The sequence below is a fragment of the Leclercia sp. LTM14 genome (assembly GCF_023736175.1).
In the GTDB taxonomy this organism is placed as follows: domain Bacteria; phylum Pseudomonadota; class Gammaproteobacteria; order Enterobacterales; family Enterobacteriaceae; genus Enterobacter; species Enterobacter barmai.
Map to the genome: position 1 here is coordinate 133,248 of NZ_JAIKTT010000012.1, position 14,806 is coordinate 148,053.

The window sequence follows — 14,806 nt, forward strand, 5'->3', positions numbered from 1 at the left end:
AAGGATTTTCAGATGGATATCTCTCAGTTTTCGCAAGTCAACCCGCCGTCGCGGCTGCTGATGGGCCCTGGCCCAATCAATGCCGATCCTCGTGTACTGCGTGCCATGTCAAGCCAGCTTATCGGCCAGTATGACCCGGCGATGACGCACTATATGAACGAGGTGATGGCGCTTTACCGTGGCGTATTCCGCACTGAAAACCGCTGGACGATGCTGGTGGACGGTACCTCGCGGGCGGGGATCGAAGCGATTCTGGTTTCAGCGATCCGTCCCGGGGATAAAGTGCTGGTGCCGGTGTTTGGCCGCTTCGGCCATCTGTTGTGCGAAATTGCCCGCCGCTGCCGGGCGGAGGTGCACACCATCGATGTCCCATGGGGAGAGGTCTTTACCCCGGACCAGATTGAAGACGCGATCAAACGGGTGCGTCCGCGTCTGCTATTGACGGTGCAGGGAGATACCTCCACCACCATGCTGCAGCCGCTGGCGGAGCTGGGAGAAATTTGCCGTCGTTACGATGTGCTGTTTTACACCGATGCCACCGCCTCGCTGGGCGGCAATCCGCTGGAAACCGATGCCTGGCAGCTGGATGCCGTTTCAGCCGGGATGCAGAAGTGCCTTGGCGGTCCGTCGGGTACCTCGCCCATTACGCTCAGCGCACGCATGGAGGAGGTTATTCGCCGCCGCAAATGCGTTGAAGAAGGTATTCGCACCGATGCGCATCTCGATGGTGTTGATGAGATGGTGTACTCCAACTATTTCGATCTTGGGATGATCATGGATTACTGGGGGCCGGAGCGACTCAATCACCATACTGAAGCCACGTCGGCGCTGTTTGCCGCCCGGGAATGTGCGCGTCTGATCCTTCAGGAAGGCCTGGATAAGGGTATTGCCCGTCATAAGCTGCACGGTGATGCACTGGTGAAAGGTATTCAGGGAATGGGGCTGGAGACGTTCGGCGACCTCAAACATAAGATGAATAACGTGCTTGGCGTGGTGATCCCTCGGGGTATCAACGGGGATCAGGTGCGCAAACTGATGCTCGACGATTTCGGTATTGAGATCGGTACGTCGTTCGGACCGCTTCACGGTAAGGTGTGGCGTATTGGCACCATGGGCTATAACGCGCGTAAAGCGTGCGTAATGACGACCCTCAGCGCGCTGGAATCAGTGTTGAACTATCTCAGGTTCCCGACAACCCAGGGCGCCGCGATGCAGGCTGCATGGGATCACTACTGTACTGAGAGCGGGCAATGAGTAAACCAATACGCCAGCAGGCGGAGTGGCAGCAGGCTGCTGCGAGAGTGATGGCGCGTGCCGACGTGCTGGCCGCCATCAGCGAGACGCCAGGGGCATTGACGCGTGTCTATTTATCGCCTCAACACCTTCAGGCCAATCAGCAGGTCGCGCTGTGGATGAGTCAGGCCGGAATGACCGTCTGGCAGGACAGCGTGGGCAATATTTGTGGACGTTACGAAGGTCAGCAGGAGGGCGCGCCGGCCATTCTGCTGGGCTCCCATCTTGATACCGTGCGCAATGCCGGGCGTTACGACGGTATGCTGGGCGTACTCACGGCGATCGAGGTGGTCCACAATCTGCATCAGCAGGGGAGGCATCTGGAGAAAGCTATAGAGATTGTCGGCTTTTGCGATGAAGAGGGAACGCGATTCGGCATTACGCTGCTCGGCAGTCGGGGGCTGACCGGTACCTGGCCTGAAGGCTGGCTGGCGCAGACAGATGCGCAGGGGATTAGCGTGGCGCAGGCGATGGTGCAGGCAGGGCTGGATCCGGCGCGCATCAGCCACGCTGCACGTCGCGCAGAGGAGTTTGCCGCTTATCTCGAACTGCATATTGAGCAGGGCCCTTGTCTGGAGCAGGAAGATCTGGCCCTGGGCGTCGTCGAGGCGATTAACGGTGCGCGTCGCCTGAACTGCTGCTTTACCGGTGAGGCTGGACACGCGGGGACGGTACCGATGAGTCATCGTAAAGATGCGCTGGCCGCCGCCGCCGAGTGGATGCTGCGCATTGAGACCATGACCGGTGAACGGGGCGGGAATCTGGTTGCTACGGTGGGCACGCTGCGCCTCGCACCGGGTGCGGTAAACGTTATCCCCGGTGACGTGTCGCTCACGCTCGATATTCGCGGGCCAGCTAACGAGCCGCTTGATTCGCTGTTGAATGCGCTACTGGCTGAGGCGCAGCTGATTGCTGCCCGCCGCCAGTTACAATTTAGCGCCGAGACGTTTTATCGTATTTCCGCTACCGCCTGCGACAGCCGTTTACAGCAGGTACTCCGCGACGCGGTGCATGCAGTGCAGGGACGTTCACTGACCTTGCCAAGCGGCGCCGGGCACGACGCCATTGCTATTGCCGGACGTTGGCCGGTGGGAATGCTCTTTGTGCGCTGCAAAGGGGGAGTCAGTCACCATCCCGCAGAATCGGTTACTGCAGAAGATGTTGCACTGGCGCTGGATGCCTTTTCACGTGCGGTCTTTGCGTTAGAGGGGCTGGAATAAGCTTTGTGTCTTGATTTTTCTGGATACAAAAAAGCCCGCAGGCTTGCGCCGTGCGGGCTTTCAGGACTTCGTATCAGGCTCTGGTGACCGTTAACAAAGAATTTTGGTGGAGCTGGCGGGAGTTGAACCCGCGTCCGAAATTTCTACATCCTCGGTACTACATGCTTAGTCAGTCTTTACATTCGCACGCCAGCTGCGGAATGACACGCCACTAACGAACTAGCCTGATTAGTTTTAACGCTTCAACCCCAGGCAGGATTTCCACGCGATCTCTTTTGGGTTTGACCTCTCTTTGATCCCCGTCTTAAGAGCGGAAGCTAGGGAGAGAGGGCTCTTAGCAGGTTATTAAGCTGCTAAAGCGTAGTTTTCGTCGTTTGCGACTATTTTTTTGCGGCTTTTTACGAGGCAAACCGCCCCTCGGCATGCACCTTGGGTTTCGCAAATCCCGTCGAATCCAGAATCAGCCCCAATAGTGTTACAGCAAGTATACCAGAATTCGCAGACTGGATACCAGTCCGGAACGCTAACTTATTGAATCGCTCAATAAGTATCCGAAAATTAACGGCCTGCGTGCTTCATGATGCGCGCTTTATCCACCTGCCATTCGCGATCTTTTGCATCGTTACGCTTGTCGTGCTGCTTCTTACCTTTCGCCACGCCGATTTTCACTTTGCACCAGGCGTTCTTCCAGTACAGCGACAGGGCGAGGACAGTGTAACCTTCGCGGTTGATACGCCCGAAGAGCGAATCCAGCTCACGCTTGTTCAGCAGTAGCTTACGGGTGCGGGTCGGATCGCAGACGTAGTGAGAGGAAGCAACGGTCAGCGGCTGAAAGTTTGCGCCAAACAGAAAAGCTTCGCCGTCTTTGAAGATCACGTAGCTGTCACCGATGTTGGCTTTACCCGCACGCAGCGATTTAACTTCCCAGCCCTGCAGCGCAAGGCCAGCTTCGAATTCTTCTTCAATGAAATACTCGTGGCGGGCACGCTTGTTGAGCGCAATGGTTGCCGAGCCTGGTTTATGTGCTTTTTTCTTCGTCATAAGTGTCGTAAAGCCGTAGGTAATCTGATGTCAAAAAGTCACCTCATTGCGTCCTGTGAGGTCTAACGCGCTATATTAGCACGAGATGAGGCTCAGCGTTTTTTTAACAGGTGATAAATGTTATTATTTGTAGGTTGTTTGATCAGGAAAAATGCTATGCCTCAGATTAGTCGTACTGCGCTTGTCCCATACAGTGTGGAACAGATGTACCAGTTAGTGAATGACGTTAAGTCATATCCGCAGTTTATCCCGGGGTGTACCGGGAGCCGCGTGCTGGACTCAGGCCCGACGCAAATGACGGCGGCGGTGGATGTTTCCAAAGCCGGGATCAGCAAAACCTTCACTACCCGGAATACGCTGACCGATAACCAGAGTATTCTGATGCATCTGGTGGATGGCCCCTTCAAGAAACTGATGGGTGGATGGAAGTTTGTTCCGCTGAGCGCCGATGCCTGCCGGATCGAATTCCATCTCGACTTCGAGTTTACCAACGCCCTTATCGAGTTGGCGTTTGGTCGCATCTTCAAAGAACTCGCCGCCAATATGGTTCAGGCGTTCACCGTGCGCGCCAAAGAGGTCTACAGTGCAGCCTGAGATCGTGGTGGAAGTGGCCTACGCGCTGCCGGAAAAACAGTATCTTCAGCGCGTCACGCTGGAAGAAGGGGCGACCGTTGAAGAGGCGATCCGGGCTTCTGGCCTGCTGACATTACGTAACGATATCGATCTGGCGAAAAACAAGGTCGGGATTTACAGCCGTCCGGTCAAGCTGGCCGATATGGTTAAGGACGGCGACCGGGTAGAGATTTACCGACCGTTGATTGCCGACCCGAAAGAACTGCGTCGCCAGCGTGCGGAGAAAGCTGCTAAATAAGCGGGGTTTCCCGGTGGCGCTGCGCTTACCGGGGCTACAGGCAGCGCGAGAAAACAAAAAAGGTGCTCATTGAGCACCTTTTTGCATTTCTGAAACCTTACTCTTTGGTGAGCGCCGGTTTGTTGTCGATGTTGGTCAGCACGCCGCTGCTGTTGAAGGTCAGCGTCAGGGTCTGCTGCGACACATCTTCATGACCAGGCTTCTGGCGGAAGACATAGAACCAGGTGTTAGTGCCGAACGGATCGGACATCATCGGTGTGCCCAGAGCATAGGCAACCTGCTGCTGCGTCATACCGACACGGATTTTGGACACATCGTTAGGAGCGAGATAGTTCCCCTGGTTGATGTCAGGGCGGTAAACCACTTTTTCCAGAGTGGAACAGCCTGCGGTCATCATCAAAAGAACCGCAGCGGCAGCGGTCAGCGTTTTACAGCGCATAGTGATTTGATTCCTTTTCGGGCCCGGGCAATACGCGACGGCTCATATGTAATATGCCGATGATAATAGACCTTTCACCACATTAAAACCTCTGGCGTCCGGTCTGTCGGCGTTTTTATTGTTCTGTATGACCCTGAGATACCGAAAAAGTTTAGGCTGCCAGCAGTTCTTTCGCGTTTGCCAGGGTATTGCGGGTGACTTCACTGCCGCCCAGCAGACGCGCCAGCTCCTGCAGGCGGGCACGTTTGTCCAGCGGCTGCATGTGCGTTTCGGTCATCTCGCCGTCGGTCTCTTTGCTGACGAAGAAATGATGATGCCCGCAGCCGGCAACCTGCGGCAGGTGGGTAACGCACATCACCTGGGTGGACTCGCCAAGCTGACGAAGCAGTTTACCTACCACCGCCGCGGTCGGGCCGCTGATACCGACATCCACTTCATCGAAGATCAGCGCCGGGGTTTCCATTTTCTTCGCGGTGATCACCTGAATCGCCAGGGCGATACGCGACAGCTCCCCGCCAGACGCGACCCGGGAGATAGCCTGTAGCGGCTGACCGGGGTTAGTGGTCACGCGGAATTCAACGCGGTCCGCGCCGTCAGCCGTCAGGTGGTTAGCTTCGAAATTCACATCGATGGTGAAAACGCCGTGCGGCATCGACAGCAGATGCATGCTCTCGGTAATGTGCTGGCTGAGTTCCTGCGCATAGCGCTGACGAACGTTGTGCAGCTGCGTAGCCGTTTCCAGAGCCTGCTGATGATGCACGCTGACCGCCAGAGAGAGGGTCTCCAGCGAGTCGGCCTGATCGTCAAGCTGATGCTGCTCATCCAGCAGAGCCTGGTGGAAGCCAGGCAGCTCCTCGGGTGAAACGTGGTGCTTACGCGCAAGGGAGATCTGGCGCGAAATGCGCTGTTCCAGCTCAAACAGGCGGTTGGGATCGAGATCCAGACGCTCGCAGTAGTGGCGCAGCTCGTCACTCGCTTCGGAGATCTGAATCGCCGCCTCTTCCAGCATATCGAGCATGCCGGAGACTTTACTGTCCATGCCTGCCAGTTCGGTGACTAACTGACGCACGCTATAAAGCTGGCTTTGCAGATTCACCTCTTCGCCGTCGGCCAGTAAGTTCAGCGCCTGCTGGCTGGTGGAGAGCAGCTGGCCGCTATTGGCCAGACGCTTGTACTCTTCGTCAATCTGCTCAAACTCACCCGCCTGCGGGCTGAATTCGTTCAGCTCTTTCAGCTGATACGCCAGCAGTTCGGCACGGGCCGCACGCTCCTGGCTCTGCTGTTGATGCAGCGCCAGTTCGCGGCAGCTCTGGTGCCACTGACGGTAGTGATCAGCCATCAGCTGCGTCAGCGCAGACTCACCGGCATAGCCGTCGAGCAGGGATTTCTGCTGTTCAGGTTTAATAAGCTGCTGATGGGCGTGCTGGCCGTGGATCTGGATTAACAGCTGACCCAGCTCGCGCAGCTGGGACAACGGCACCGCAGTACCGTTGATAAAGCCACGGGAGCGGCCGTCGCTGCTGAGGACACGGCGAAGTAAGCACTCACGCCCATCTTCAAGCTGGTTCTGCTCGAGCCAGCGCAGGGCGGCGGGGGTGTCCTTGAGGGAAAAACGGGCGCAGAGATCGGCGCGGCTGGCACCTGCGCGCACCATGTTGCCATCAGCACGACCGCCGAGGCAGAGCCCAAGCGCGTCAATCGCAATAGATTTACCGGCCCCGGTCTCCCCGGTGATAGCCGTCATCCCGCTGTTGAAATCAATTTCGAGCTCACGAACGATGGCGAAGTTGCTGATGGTCAGTTGTGCCAGCATAAACGTTTTCCTGTATGAAAAACCATGACTGTGTTTGTGTACAGTATAATCTGGTTTTTTATACAGTAAAGTGCTGGATGCTATTTCAGAACAATTTTTTCGACCAGCCGAGCTTGGAACTTAATGTGTTGAAATAGCTGTAGTCTTTCGGGTGGATGAGATTCAGGTGGTAATCACAGCGGCGGATCAGCACGTCTTCGCCTTCCTGAATCGGCAGCGCGATTTGGCTGTCGCAGCTGATCTCAAGGTCGTTGCGGCGGTGCGAAAAACGCAGGCGAATGGTGCTGCTGCTGTTTATCACCAGCGGGCGGGCCGAAAGGGTATGCGGGAACATCGGCACCAGCGTAATGGCATCCAGGGATGGCGTCAGGATCGGGCCGCCCGCCGAGAGCGAGTAGGCGGTGGACCCGGTCGGGGTCGAGATAATCAGCCCGTCGGAGCGCTGCGAGAAGGCAAAGATTTCGTCGATATAGACTTCAAACTCAATCATATGCGCCACTTTCCCCGGATGCAGCACCACTTCGTTAATGGCGGTGCTGATCCGTTTCTGGCAGTCCTGCTGGCACACCTGGGCCTCCAGCAAAAAGCGCTTTTCGCTGATGTAGTGGCCTTCCAGCACGTCGGCGAGCTGCTGCTGGGCGTTATCCGGGTCGAGGTCGGTTAAAAAGCCCAGGTTGCCACGGTTGATGCCAATGACTTTAATATCGTAACGGGCGAGGGTGCGCGCGGCGCCCAGCATATTTCCGTCGCCACCGACCACCACCGCCAGGTCGGCCTGTTGGCCAATTTCCGCCAGCGTACCGGTTTTGACGTTTTTTAACTGCAATTCCTGGGCAATTTGCTGTTCAACAATCACGTCATAGTTTTTCGCGCACAGCCAGCGATAGAGCATTTCATGTGTCGTCAACGCAGTAGGGTGACGTGGATGACCGACAATCCCAATACACTTGAAATGGTTGCTCATTTTCTGAAGGTCCTTGTGCGAATGAATGATGACAATGTGGCTTGTTCCCTTGAATCCCGGAAACTGATCCCCATAATAAGCGAAGTTAGCGAGTTGAATGCAGAAAAACGCGGAGAAATTCATGAGTAGTAAAGAACAGAAAACGCCTGAGGGGCAAGCCCCGGAAGAAATTATCACGGAGCAGCACGAAGAGGTTGAGGCTGTAGAGCCTGAGGCTGGTGCTGAGCAGGTGGATCCGCGCGATGAAAAAATTGCGAATCTGGAAGCTCAGGTAACTGAAGCCCAGAACCGCGAGCGCGATGGCATCCTGCGTATCAAAGCCGAAATGGAAAACCTGCGTCGTCGTACCGAGCTGGACGTTGAAAAGGCGCATAAATTTGCGCTGGAAAAATTTGTCAACGAACTGCTGCCGGTCATCGATAGCCTGGATCGCGCGCTGGAAGTTGCGGATAAAGCGAACCCGGATATGGCTCCGATGGTGGAAGGGATTGAGCTGACGCTGAAATCCATGCTCGACGTAGTGAAGAAGTTTGGCGTGGAAGTGGTCGCCGATACCAACGTGCCGATGGATCCTAACGTGCATCAGGCGATTGCGATGGTTGAGTCTGAAGACGTTGCTGCCGGTAACGTGCTGATGGTGATGCAGAAAGGCTATACCCTGAACGGCCGTACCATTCGCGCGGCGATGGTCTCCGTGGCGAAAGCTAAGGCGTAATTTGCCTCCCGTAGTGCCGGGTGGCGGCGTCGCCTGCCCGGCACTACGTTTTACTCCGTGATGCTCTCCCTGAGCGGTTTGACCGGCACGACCTTCACCTGCTTAATCATATTGTCCTGCACGTCCAGGATATCAATATCATACTGACCAATCCGCACCCGCGTGCCTGCCGCCGGGATCTCCTCCAGCGCTTCCAGAATCATGCCGTTAATGGTCCGGGCTTCCTCTTCCGGCATCTGCCAGTTAAAGGCTTTATTGAGTTCACGAACGTTCGCGCTGCCGTCAATCAGCACCGAGCCGTCGTTTTGCGGCGTGACTTCTTCGGCAAGGGTAGGGGACATGGAGGTGGTAAAGTCGCCGACAATCTCCTCCAGAATATCCTCTACCGTCACCAGGCCCTGGATATCGCCATACTCATCCACCACCAGGCCCACTTTCTTTTTATTACGCTGGAATTTGATCAACTGGGTGCTGAGCGGAGTGCCTTCCGGGATGTAGTAGATCTCATCCGCCGCGCGCAGCATCACCTCTTTGGTGAACTCTTTTTTCTCGGTCATCAGACGATAAGCTTCACGCACGCGCAGCATGCTGATGGTGTCGTCCAGTGAATCCCGGTACAGCACGATGCGACCGTGCGGGGAGTGGGTCAGCTGGCGGACAATGGCTTTCCAGTCATCGTTGATGTCGATACCGACGATCTCATTGCGCGGCACCATAATGTCATCCACGCTGACCTTCTCCAGGTCCAGCACCGACAGCAGCATATCCTGATTGCGGCGGGAGATTTGCGAGCGCGACTCGTGCACGATGGTGCGCAGCTCATCTTTGCTCAGCGCGCTGCTGACCACCACATCCGCTTTGATACCCACCATGCGCATCAGCACGCGCGTCACGCCGTTTAACAGCCACACCAGCGGCATCATCAGGATCAGTAACGGCGCCAGCAGGAAGCTGCTGGGATAGGCGACCTTCTCAGGATAGAGGGCAGCGATGGTCTTCGGTAACACTTCGGCAAAGACCAGCACCACGAACGTCAGCACCCCGGTGGCGATAGCGACCCCGGCGTTACCGTACAGGCGCATGCCGACAATGGTGCCCAGCGCGGAGGCGAGGATGTTAACCAGGTTGTTGCCGATGAGCACCAGGCTTATCAGGCGGTCCGGTTTACGCAGCAGTTTTTCTACACGACGCGCAGCGCGGTTACCCTGTTTGGCGCGATGACGTAACCGGTAACGGTTGAGCGTCATCATGCCGGTCTCCGAGCCGGAGAAATAGGCGGAGATAACTACCATCACGATCAGGGTAACGATCAGCGTGGTAGTGGAGATGTGTTCCAGGGGGAACTCCTTTGTTGCTTAGCCGGCGAGTTGCTGGATGACGCGGCTACCAAAATAGGCCAGGGTCAGGATGCCTGCTCCCGCCACGTTGAACCAGACCACGCGGCGACCGCGCCAGCCTTCATGATAATGGCCCCATAACAGGACAATATAGACAAACCACGCGATGATGGAGAGCACGGCCTTGTCGATATTCTCCATGCTGAAGAGATTGTGCATATAAAACAGGCCGGTACTCAGGGTCAGCGTCAGCAGGACCACCCCGACCTGAGTGATGTGAAACATCTTGCGTTCGATGGTCATCAGCGGCGGCATTTCGTTACTGAAGGCCAGTCTTTTGTTCTTCAGCTGGTAGTCAATCCAGGCCAACTGGAGGGCATACAGCGCGGCAATGATCAGCGTGGCATAGGAGAACAGCGACAGGCCAATATGCACCATCATGCCCGGCGTTGTTTCAAGATGGGTGATGAACTCGTTCGGCACGAAGGTGGCAAAGGCCAGATTGATCAGCGCAAAGGCGTAGACAATCGGCAGCAGCAGCCAGCCGCGGTTTTTCGAGGCCACGATGGTCATCACCGTACAGATCATCAGGCTGACCAGCGAGCCGACGTTCAGCAGGCTCAGATTCTGCCCGCTGCCGTCGCCTGGCAGAATGCGCGCTTCGAGGGCAAAAGCGTGGCTTATCAACGCGATGACCGCCGACAAAATAGCCATTCGCCGCCAGCCGCTGTTTTTTTGCAGCAGGCCAGGAATGATCAGCGCAAGGCTGACAGAGTATGCGACGAGGGCGATCAGAGCGAAAACAGGCATATAGGTGTCGACAGTTGTCCTGATAAGAAAGAGATGCAGTATAACGTTACGTGAGGCGTGCTCCAACCGTTGCATAACAACAAAGGCGCCTTCATGTTATACTCCGGCAAAATTCTGTGTACGTGTCGCGCCAGCGACCTAACGTTTCTACCCCAGGCGAGAGACAATGTTTGATAATTTAACCGATCGTTTGTCGCGCACGCTGCGCAACATCAGCGGCCGTGGACGCCTTACCGAAGACAACATCAAAGAGACGCTGCGCGAAGTGCGCATGGCGCTGCTTGAAGCAGACGTCGCGCTGCCGGTCGTCCGTGATTTCATCAACCGCGTAAAAGAGAAAGCGGTTGGTCATGAAGTTAACAAGAGCCTGACCCCGGGTCAGGAGTTCGTCAAAATCGTCCGTAACGAACTGGTTTCGGCGATGGGCGAAGAGAACCAGAGCCTGAACCTTGCGGCGCAACCGCCAGCGGTGGTGCTGATGGCCGGTCTGCAGGGTGCGGGTAAAACCACCAGCGTCGGTAAGCTGGGTAAATTCCTGCGCGAAAAGCACAAGAAGAAAGTGCTGGTCGTCTCTGCCGACGTTTATCGCCCGGCGGCGATCAAACAGCTGGAAACCCTGGCCGAACAGGTTGGCGTGGAGTTCTTCCCGTCCGACGTCGGACAGAAACCGATCGACATCGTTAATGCAGCGCTGAAAGAGGCGAAGCTGAAGTTCTTCGACGTGCTGCTGGTGGATACCGCCGGTCGTCTGCACGTTGACGAAGCGATGATGGACGAAATCAAACAGGTGCATGCCGCGATCAATCCGGTAGAAACCCTGTTTGTTGTCGACGCCATGACTGGTCAGGATGCGGCAAACACCGCAAAAGCGTTCAATGAAGCGCTGCCGTTAACCGGCGTGGTGCTGACCAAAGTGGACGGCGACGCCCGCGGCGGTGCGGCGCTCTCTATTCGTCATATCACCGGCAAGCCAATTAAGTTCCTCGGCGTCGGTGAGAAGACCGAAGCGCTGGAGCCGTTCCACCCGGATCGTATTGCCTCCCGTATCCTCGGCATGGGCGACGTGCTGTCGCTGATCGAAGATATCGAGAGCAAAGTCGACCGTGCGCAGGCCGAGAAGCTGGCCTCCAAGCTGAAAAAAGGCGACGGCTTCGATCTGACCGACTTCCTGGAGCAGCTGCGCCAGATGAAAAACATGGGCGGTATGGCGAGCCTGATGGGCAAGCTGCCGGGCATGGGGCAAATTCCGGATAACGTGAAAGCGCAGATGGACGACAAGGTTCTGGTGCGGATGGAGGCGATTATCAACTCCATGACGCTGAAAGAGCGTGCCAAGCCGGAAATCATTAAAGGCTCCCGTAAACGCCGTATCGCGGCGGGTTGTGGGATGCAGGTTCAGGACGTTAACCGCCTTCTGAAACAGTTCGACGACATGCAGCGCATGATGAAGAAAATGAAGAAGGGCGGGATGGCCAAAATGATGCGCGGCATGAAGGGCATGATGCCACCAGGCTTCCCTGGTCGCTAATTGGCCTGGCTTGTTTGCCATTTTGGCACCGGGGTGTGCTCGCCATCCTCACGTACAGCGTGTACGCTCCGGTGGCTGCGCGCACGCTGGCACCAAACTGGCTGCACCGCCGACAGCCTTATTACGGTGGATTAGCAACTGCTGATTGCATTTTCCCCAAAAATCAGTAAAATTTTCGGGCTTTTAATATGACACCGGGCTCCTTCCCTCGATGGGGCCCGGTGTTTTATTCACACAAGAGGATGTTATGGTAACTATTCGTTTAGCACGTCACGGCGCGAAAAAGCGTCCGTTCTACCAGGTTGTTGTTACTGACAGCCGTAATGCACGCAACGGTCGCTTCATCGAGCGCGTTGGTTTCTTCAACCCACTGGCCGCTGGCGCAGAAGAAGAAACCCGTCTGGATCTGGATCGTATCGCTCACTGGGTTGGCCAGGGCGCTACCGTTTCCGATCGCGTTGCTACGCTGATCAAAGCAGCAAACAAAGCAGCTTAATCTGTCACGGTGGTCATGATGAGCAAAAAAGCACCTGTTGAACCGATTGTATTGGGCAAAATGGGTTCTTGCTACGGTATCCGTGGTTGGCTCAGAGTGTTTTCCTCCACCGAAGACGCCGAAAGCATTTTTGACTATCAGCCCTGGTTTATCCAGAAGGCGGGTCAGTGGCAGGAAGTCGAGCTGGAAAGCTGGCGTCACCACAATCAGGACATCGTTATCAAGCTGAAAGGCGTTGACGATCGCGATGCCGCGAATGCGCTGACTAATTGTGAAATTGTCGTGGATTCGTCGCAGCTGCCTGAGCTGGATGATGGTTACTACTGGAAAGACCTTATCGGTTGCCAGGTGGTCACCACTGAAGGTTACGGTCTGGGAAAAGTCATCGATATGATGGAAACCGGATCGAATGACGTTCTCGTCATTAAGGCAAACCTGAAAGATGCGTTTGGCATCAAGGAGCGGCTGGTTCCGTTCCTCGATGGGCAGGTTATCAAGAAAGTCGATCTCGCTACTCGTACTATCGAAGTAGATTGGGATCCTGGTTTTTAAATTCTCCTGAAAACGGTAAAAGACGGCGCTATGGGGATTGGCTTGTGTTTATAGGTATCGTTAGCCTGTTTCCTGAAATGTTCCGCGCGATTACTGATTACGGGGTAACTGGCCGGGCAGTAAAAAATGGCCTGCTGAGCATCGAGAGCTGGAGTCCACGTGACTTCACTCATGACCGGCACCGTACCGTGGACGAACGTCCTTACGGCGGCGGACCGGGGATGCTCATGATGGTTCAACCCTTGCGGGATGCCATCGCAGCAGCAAAAGCCGCGGCAGGTGAAGGCGCAAAGGTGATTTATCTGTCACCTCAGGGACGCAAGCTTGATCAAGCGGGCGTCAGCGAACTGGCAACGAATCAGAAACTGATTCTGGTGTGTGGTCGCTACGAAGGGATAGATGAGCGCGTAATTCAAACCGAGATTGACGAAGAATGGTCTATCGGCGATTACGTTCTCAGCGGTGGTGAGTTACCGGCAATGACGCTGATTGACTCGGTTTCCCGGTTCATTCCGGGCGTTCTGGGCCATGAAGCTTCAGCAACAGAAGACTCTTTTGCTGATGGATTGCTGGACTGTCCACACTATACCCGTCCTGAAGTGTTAGAAGGGATGGAAGTACCGCCGGTATTGCTGTCGGGAAACCATGCTGAGATTCGTCGCTGGCGTCTGAAGCAGTCGCTGGGCCGTACCTGGCTTAGAAGACCTGAACTTCTGGAAAACCTGGCTCTGACTGAAGAGCAAGCAAAGTTGCTGGCCGAGTTCAAAACTGAACACGCGCACCAGCAGCAGAAACATGATGGGATGGCCTGAGGCCCCCGAATATCAGTTTACCCAGGATAAGAGATTAAATTATGAGCAACATTATTAAGCAACTTGAACAAGAGCAGATGAAGCAGGACGTACCTTCCTTCCGTCCGGGTGATACCGTGGAAGTGAAAGTATGGGTTGTTGAAGGTTCCAAAAACGTCTGCAGGCATTTGAGGGCGTGGTTATCGCTATCCGTAACCGCGGTCTGCACTCTGCATTCACTGTTCGTAAAATTTCCAACGGCGAAGGCGTTGAGCGTGTCTTCCAGACTCACTCACCGGTAGTTGACAGCATTGCTGTTAAACGTCGTGGTGCTGTACGTAAAGCTAAACTGTACTACCTGCGTGAGCGTACTGGTAAGTCTGCTCGTATCAAAGAGCGTCTGAACTAAGATTCGCTTGTGCGACATCCTGTAAAAAGGGCTGGCCGAAAGGCCGGCCCTTTTTTTATCTCCGTGAGTCCTGCACGTTAACGTCTTCGTCATAAATCGTTTACAATGCCCTTGCTTCAACGGAGGGTAAGTGACGACTAAACAGCATCAGGCAACATGGCAACGTATCGCGGCAGGTCTCGCGTTATTTGCGATCCTGATGATCGTCTTTGCGCCGCTTGTCTCTGTCTCGTTGCAAAAAGATCCCATGAGCGCCATGCCCGGCATGCATCATGAGATGACTATGATGACTGAGCACCATGCCCCCTCCGAAACCATGCCGGTCGACCACGCCGAAGCCTGTGGTTACTGCGTGCTGTTGGCCCATGTTCCGGGGGTGATGCTGGCGCTGGTGATGCTGCTGTGCGCGGTATTACTCAGACAGCGGCTGACGCCACCGCGTCCTGCCGTCCGCCACTGGCGTTACTTCCCCTGGCTCTGCCCCGATACGCGTGCCCCGCCGCGCCTGTCTGCTTATTCCATTTAAA

At 55.6% G+C, this 14,806-nt stretch carries 16 protein-coding genes, 1 other RNA gene and 1 pseudogene; 11 read left to right on the forward strand and 7 right to left on the reverse strand.

The window, feature by feature from the left end; genetic code table 11:
* Positions 1-12 precede the first annotated feature (12 nt).
* Together K5I40_RS20485 and hpxK are read left to right on the forward strand one after the other, a co-directional pair.
* Positions 13-1,254: an alanine--glyoxylate aminotransferase family protein gene (locus K5I40_RS20485; protein ID WP_223074824.1), complete on the forward strand. Its 1,242-nt coding sequence runs from the start codon at positions 13-15 to the stop codon at positions 1,252-1,254.
* Complete coding sequence (gene hpxK, locus K5I40_RS20490; RefSeq protein WP_223074825.1) at positions 1,251-2,513, forward strand: allantoate amidohydrolase; 1,263 nt, start codon at positions 1,251-1,253, stop codon at positions 2,511-2,513. Before K5I40_RS20485 ends, hpxK begins: the two co-directional genes overlap by 4 nt.
* A gap of 104 nt (positions 2,514-2,617) precedes the next feature.
* On the opposite strand, the gene ssrA is transcribed toward hpxK, so the two are convergent.
* Positions 2,618-2,981: a transfer-messenger RNA gene (gene ssrA, locus K5I40_RS20495) on the reverse strand.
* Between the two features lie 90 nt (positions 2,982-3,071).
* Entirely contained in the window at positions 3,072-3,554 is a 483-nt protein-coding gene (gene smpB / locus K5I40_RS20500; protein ID WP_039030084.1) for an SsrA-binding protein SmpB, read from the reverse strand.
* 156 nt (positions 3,555-3,710) lie between these two features.
* On the opposite strand from smpB, the gene K5I40_RS20505 reads away from it, so the two are divergent.
* On the forward strand, positions 3,711-4,148 hold the full coding sequence (locus K5I40_RS20505) for a type II toxin-antitoxin system RatA family toxin (RefSeq protein ID WP_205735749.1): 438 nt from the start codon (positions 3,711-3,713) through the stop codon (positions 4,146-4,148).
* Positions 4,138-4,425, forward strand: a complete 288-nt coding sequence (locus K5I40_RS20510) for an RnfH family protein (protein ID WP_223074826.1) — start codon at positions 4,138-4,140, stop codon at positions 4,423-4,425. The genes K5I40_RS20505 and K5I40_RS20510 overlap by 11 nt, the downstream gene beginning before the upstream one ends.
* Before the next feature lie 97 nt (positions 4,426-4,522).
* Here the strand turns inward: K5I40_RS20510 and bamE are convergent, their stop codons facing one another.
* From bamE to nadK, 3 genes are all read right to left on the reverse strand, one after another.
* On the reverse strand, positions 4,523-4,864 hold the full coding sequence (bamE, locus tag K5I40_RS20515; RefSeq protein ID WP_039030087.1) for an outer membrane protein assembly factor BamE: 342 nt from the start codon (positions 4,862-4,864) through the stop codon (positions 4,523-4,525).
* Positions 4,865-5,015: 151 nt separating this feature from the next.
* Positions 5,016-6,677, reverse strand: a complete 1,662-nt coding sequence (recN, locus tag K5I40_RS20520; RefSeq protein ID WP_223074827.1) for a DNA repair protein RecN — start codon at positions 6,675-6,677, stop codon at positions 5,016-5,018.
* Between the two features lie 85 nt (positions 6,678-6,762).
* A complete protein-coding gene (nadK, locus tag K5I40_RS20525) occupies positions 6,763-7,641 on the reverse strand; it encodes an NAD(+) kinase (protein WP_039030089.1) in 879 nt (292 codons plus the stop codon).
* Between the two features lie 121 nt (positions 7,642-7,762).
* Here nadK and grpE point away from each other — a divergent pair, with 121 nt between their 5' ends.
* Positions 7,763-8,356, forward strand: coding sequence for a nucleotide exchange factor GrpE (gene grpE, locus K5I40_RS20530; protein WP_072036665.1), 594 nt, complete (start codon positions 7,763-7,765; stop codon positions 8,354-8,356).
* Positions 8,357-8,406: 50 nt separating this feature from the next.
* On the opposite strand, the gene K5I40_RS20535 is transcribed toward grpE, so the two are convergent.
* Positions 8,407-9,693: an HlyC/CorC family transporter gene (locus K5I40_RS20535; protein WP_223074835.1), complete on the reverse strand. Its 1,287-nt coding sequence runs from the start codon at positions 9,691-9,693 to the stop codon at positions 8,407-8,409.
* A gap of 18 nt (positions 9,694-9,711) precedes the next feature.
* Positions 9,712-10,503, reverse strand: coding sequence for an inner membrane protein YpjD (locus tag K5I40_RS20540; RefSeq protein ID WP_039030092.1), 792 nt, complete (start codon positions 10,501-10,503; stop codon positions 9,712-9,714).
* 166 nt (positions 10,504-10,669) lie between these two features.
* Here K5I40_RS20540 and ffh point away from each other — a divergent pair, with 166 nt between their 5' ends.
* From ffh to K5I40_RS20570, 6 genes and pseudogenes are all read left to right on the forward strand, one after another.
* Positions 10,670-12,031, forward strand: a complete 1,362-nt coding sequence (gene ffh / locus K5I40_RS20545; RefSeq protein ID WP_039030093.1) for a signal recognition particle protein — start codon at positions 10,670-10,672, stop codon at positions 12,029-12,031.
* A gap of 247 nt (positions 12,032-12,278) precedes the next feature.
* Entirely contained in the window at positions 12,279-12,527 is a 249-nt protein-coding gene (gene rpsP / locus K5I40_RS20550) for a 30S ribosomal protein S16 (protein ID WP_003863133.1), read from the forward strand.
* A 15-nt stretch (positions 12,528-12,542) separates the two neighbouring features.
* Positions 12,543-13,079 carry a ribosome maturation factor RimM gene (gene rimM, locus K5I40_RS20555; protein ID WP_375540641.1) on the forward strand — a complete coding sequence of 179 codons (537 nt, stop codon included), beginning with the start codon at positions 12,543-12,545 and terminating at the stop codon, positions 13,077-13,079.
* Positions 13,080-13,123: 44 nt separating this feature from the next.
* Positions 13,124-13,891 carry a tRNA (guanosine(37)-N1)-methyltransferase TrmD gene (gene trmD, locus K5I40_RS20560; protein ID WP_039030094.1) on the forward strand — a complete coding sequence of 256 codons (768 nt, stop codon included), beginning with the start codon at positions 13,124-13,126 and terminating at the stop codon, positions 13,889-13,891.
* Between the two features lie 41 nt (positions 13,892-13,932).
* Positions 13,933-14,279: pseudogene (gene rplS, locus K5I40_RS20565) on the forward strand (50S ribosomal protein L19).
* A 130-nt stretch (positions 14,280-14,409) separates the two neighbouring features.
* Positions 14,410-14,805: a DUF2946 domain-containing protein gene (locus K5I40_RS20570; RefSeq protein ID WP_309241912.1), complete on the forward strand. Its 396-nt coding sequence runs from the start codon at positions 14,410-14,412 to the stop codon at positions 14,803-14,805.
* Position 14,806: the final 1 nt, after the last annotated feature.

Excerpts from the sequence above, each read along its gene's own strand:
- K5I40_RS20485 (WP_223074824.1), top strand. The coding sequence starts at position 13 with ATGGATATCTCTCAGTTTTCGCAAGTCAACCCGCCGTCGCGGCTGCTG.
- hpxK (WP_223074825.1), top strand. The coding sequence starts at position 1,251 with ATGAGTAAACCAATACGCCAGCAGGCGGAGTGGCAGCAGGCTGCTGCG.
- smpB (WP_039030084.1), bottom strand. The coding sequence starts at position 3,554 with ATGACGAAGAAAAAAGCACATAAACCAGGCTCGGCAACCATTGCGCTC.
- K5I40_RS20505 (WP_205735749.1), top strand. The coding sequence starts at position 3,711 with ATGCCTCAGATTAGTCGTACTGCGCTTGTCCCATACAGTGTGGAACAG.
- bamE (WP_039030087.1), bottom strand. The coding sequence starts at position 4,864 with ATGCGCTGTAAAACGCTGACCGCTGCCGCTGCGGTTCTTTTGATGATG.
- recN (WP_223074827.1), bottom strand. The coding sequence starts at position 6,677 with ATGCTGGCACAACTGACCATCAGCAACTTCGCCATCGTTCGTGAGCTC.
- nadK (WP_039030089.1), bottom strand. The coding sequence starts at position 7,641 with ATGAGCAACCATTTCAAGTGTATTGGGATTGTCGGTCATCCACGTCAC.
- grpE (WP_072036665.1), top strand. The coding sequence starts at position 7,763 with ATGAGTAGTAAAGAACAGAAAACGCCTGAGGGGCAAGCCCCGGAAGAA.
- K5I40_RS20540 (WP_039030092.1), bottom strand. The coding sequence starts at position 10,503 with ATGCCTGTTTTCGCTCTGATCGCCCTCGTCGCATACTCTGTCAGCCTT.
- ffh (WP_039030093.1), top strand. The coding sequence starts at position 10,670 with ATGTTTGATAATTTAACCGATCGTTTGTCGCGCACGCTGCGCAACATC.
- rpsP (WP_003863133.1), top strand. The coding sequence starts at position 12,279 with ATGGTAACTATTCGTTTAGCACGTCACGGCGCGAAAAAGCGTCCGTTC.
- rimM (WP_375540641.1), top strand. The coding sequence starts at position 12,543 with ATGATGAGCAAAAAAGCACCTGTTGAACCGATTGTATTGGGCAAAATG.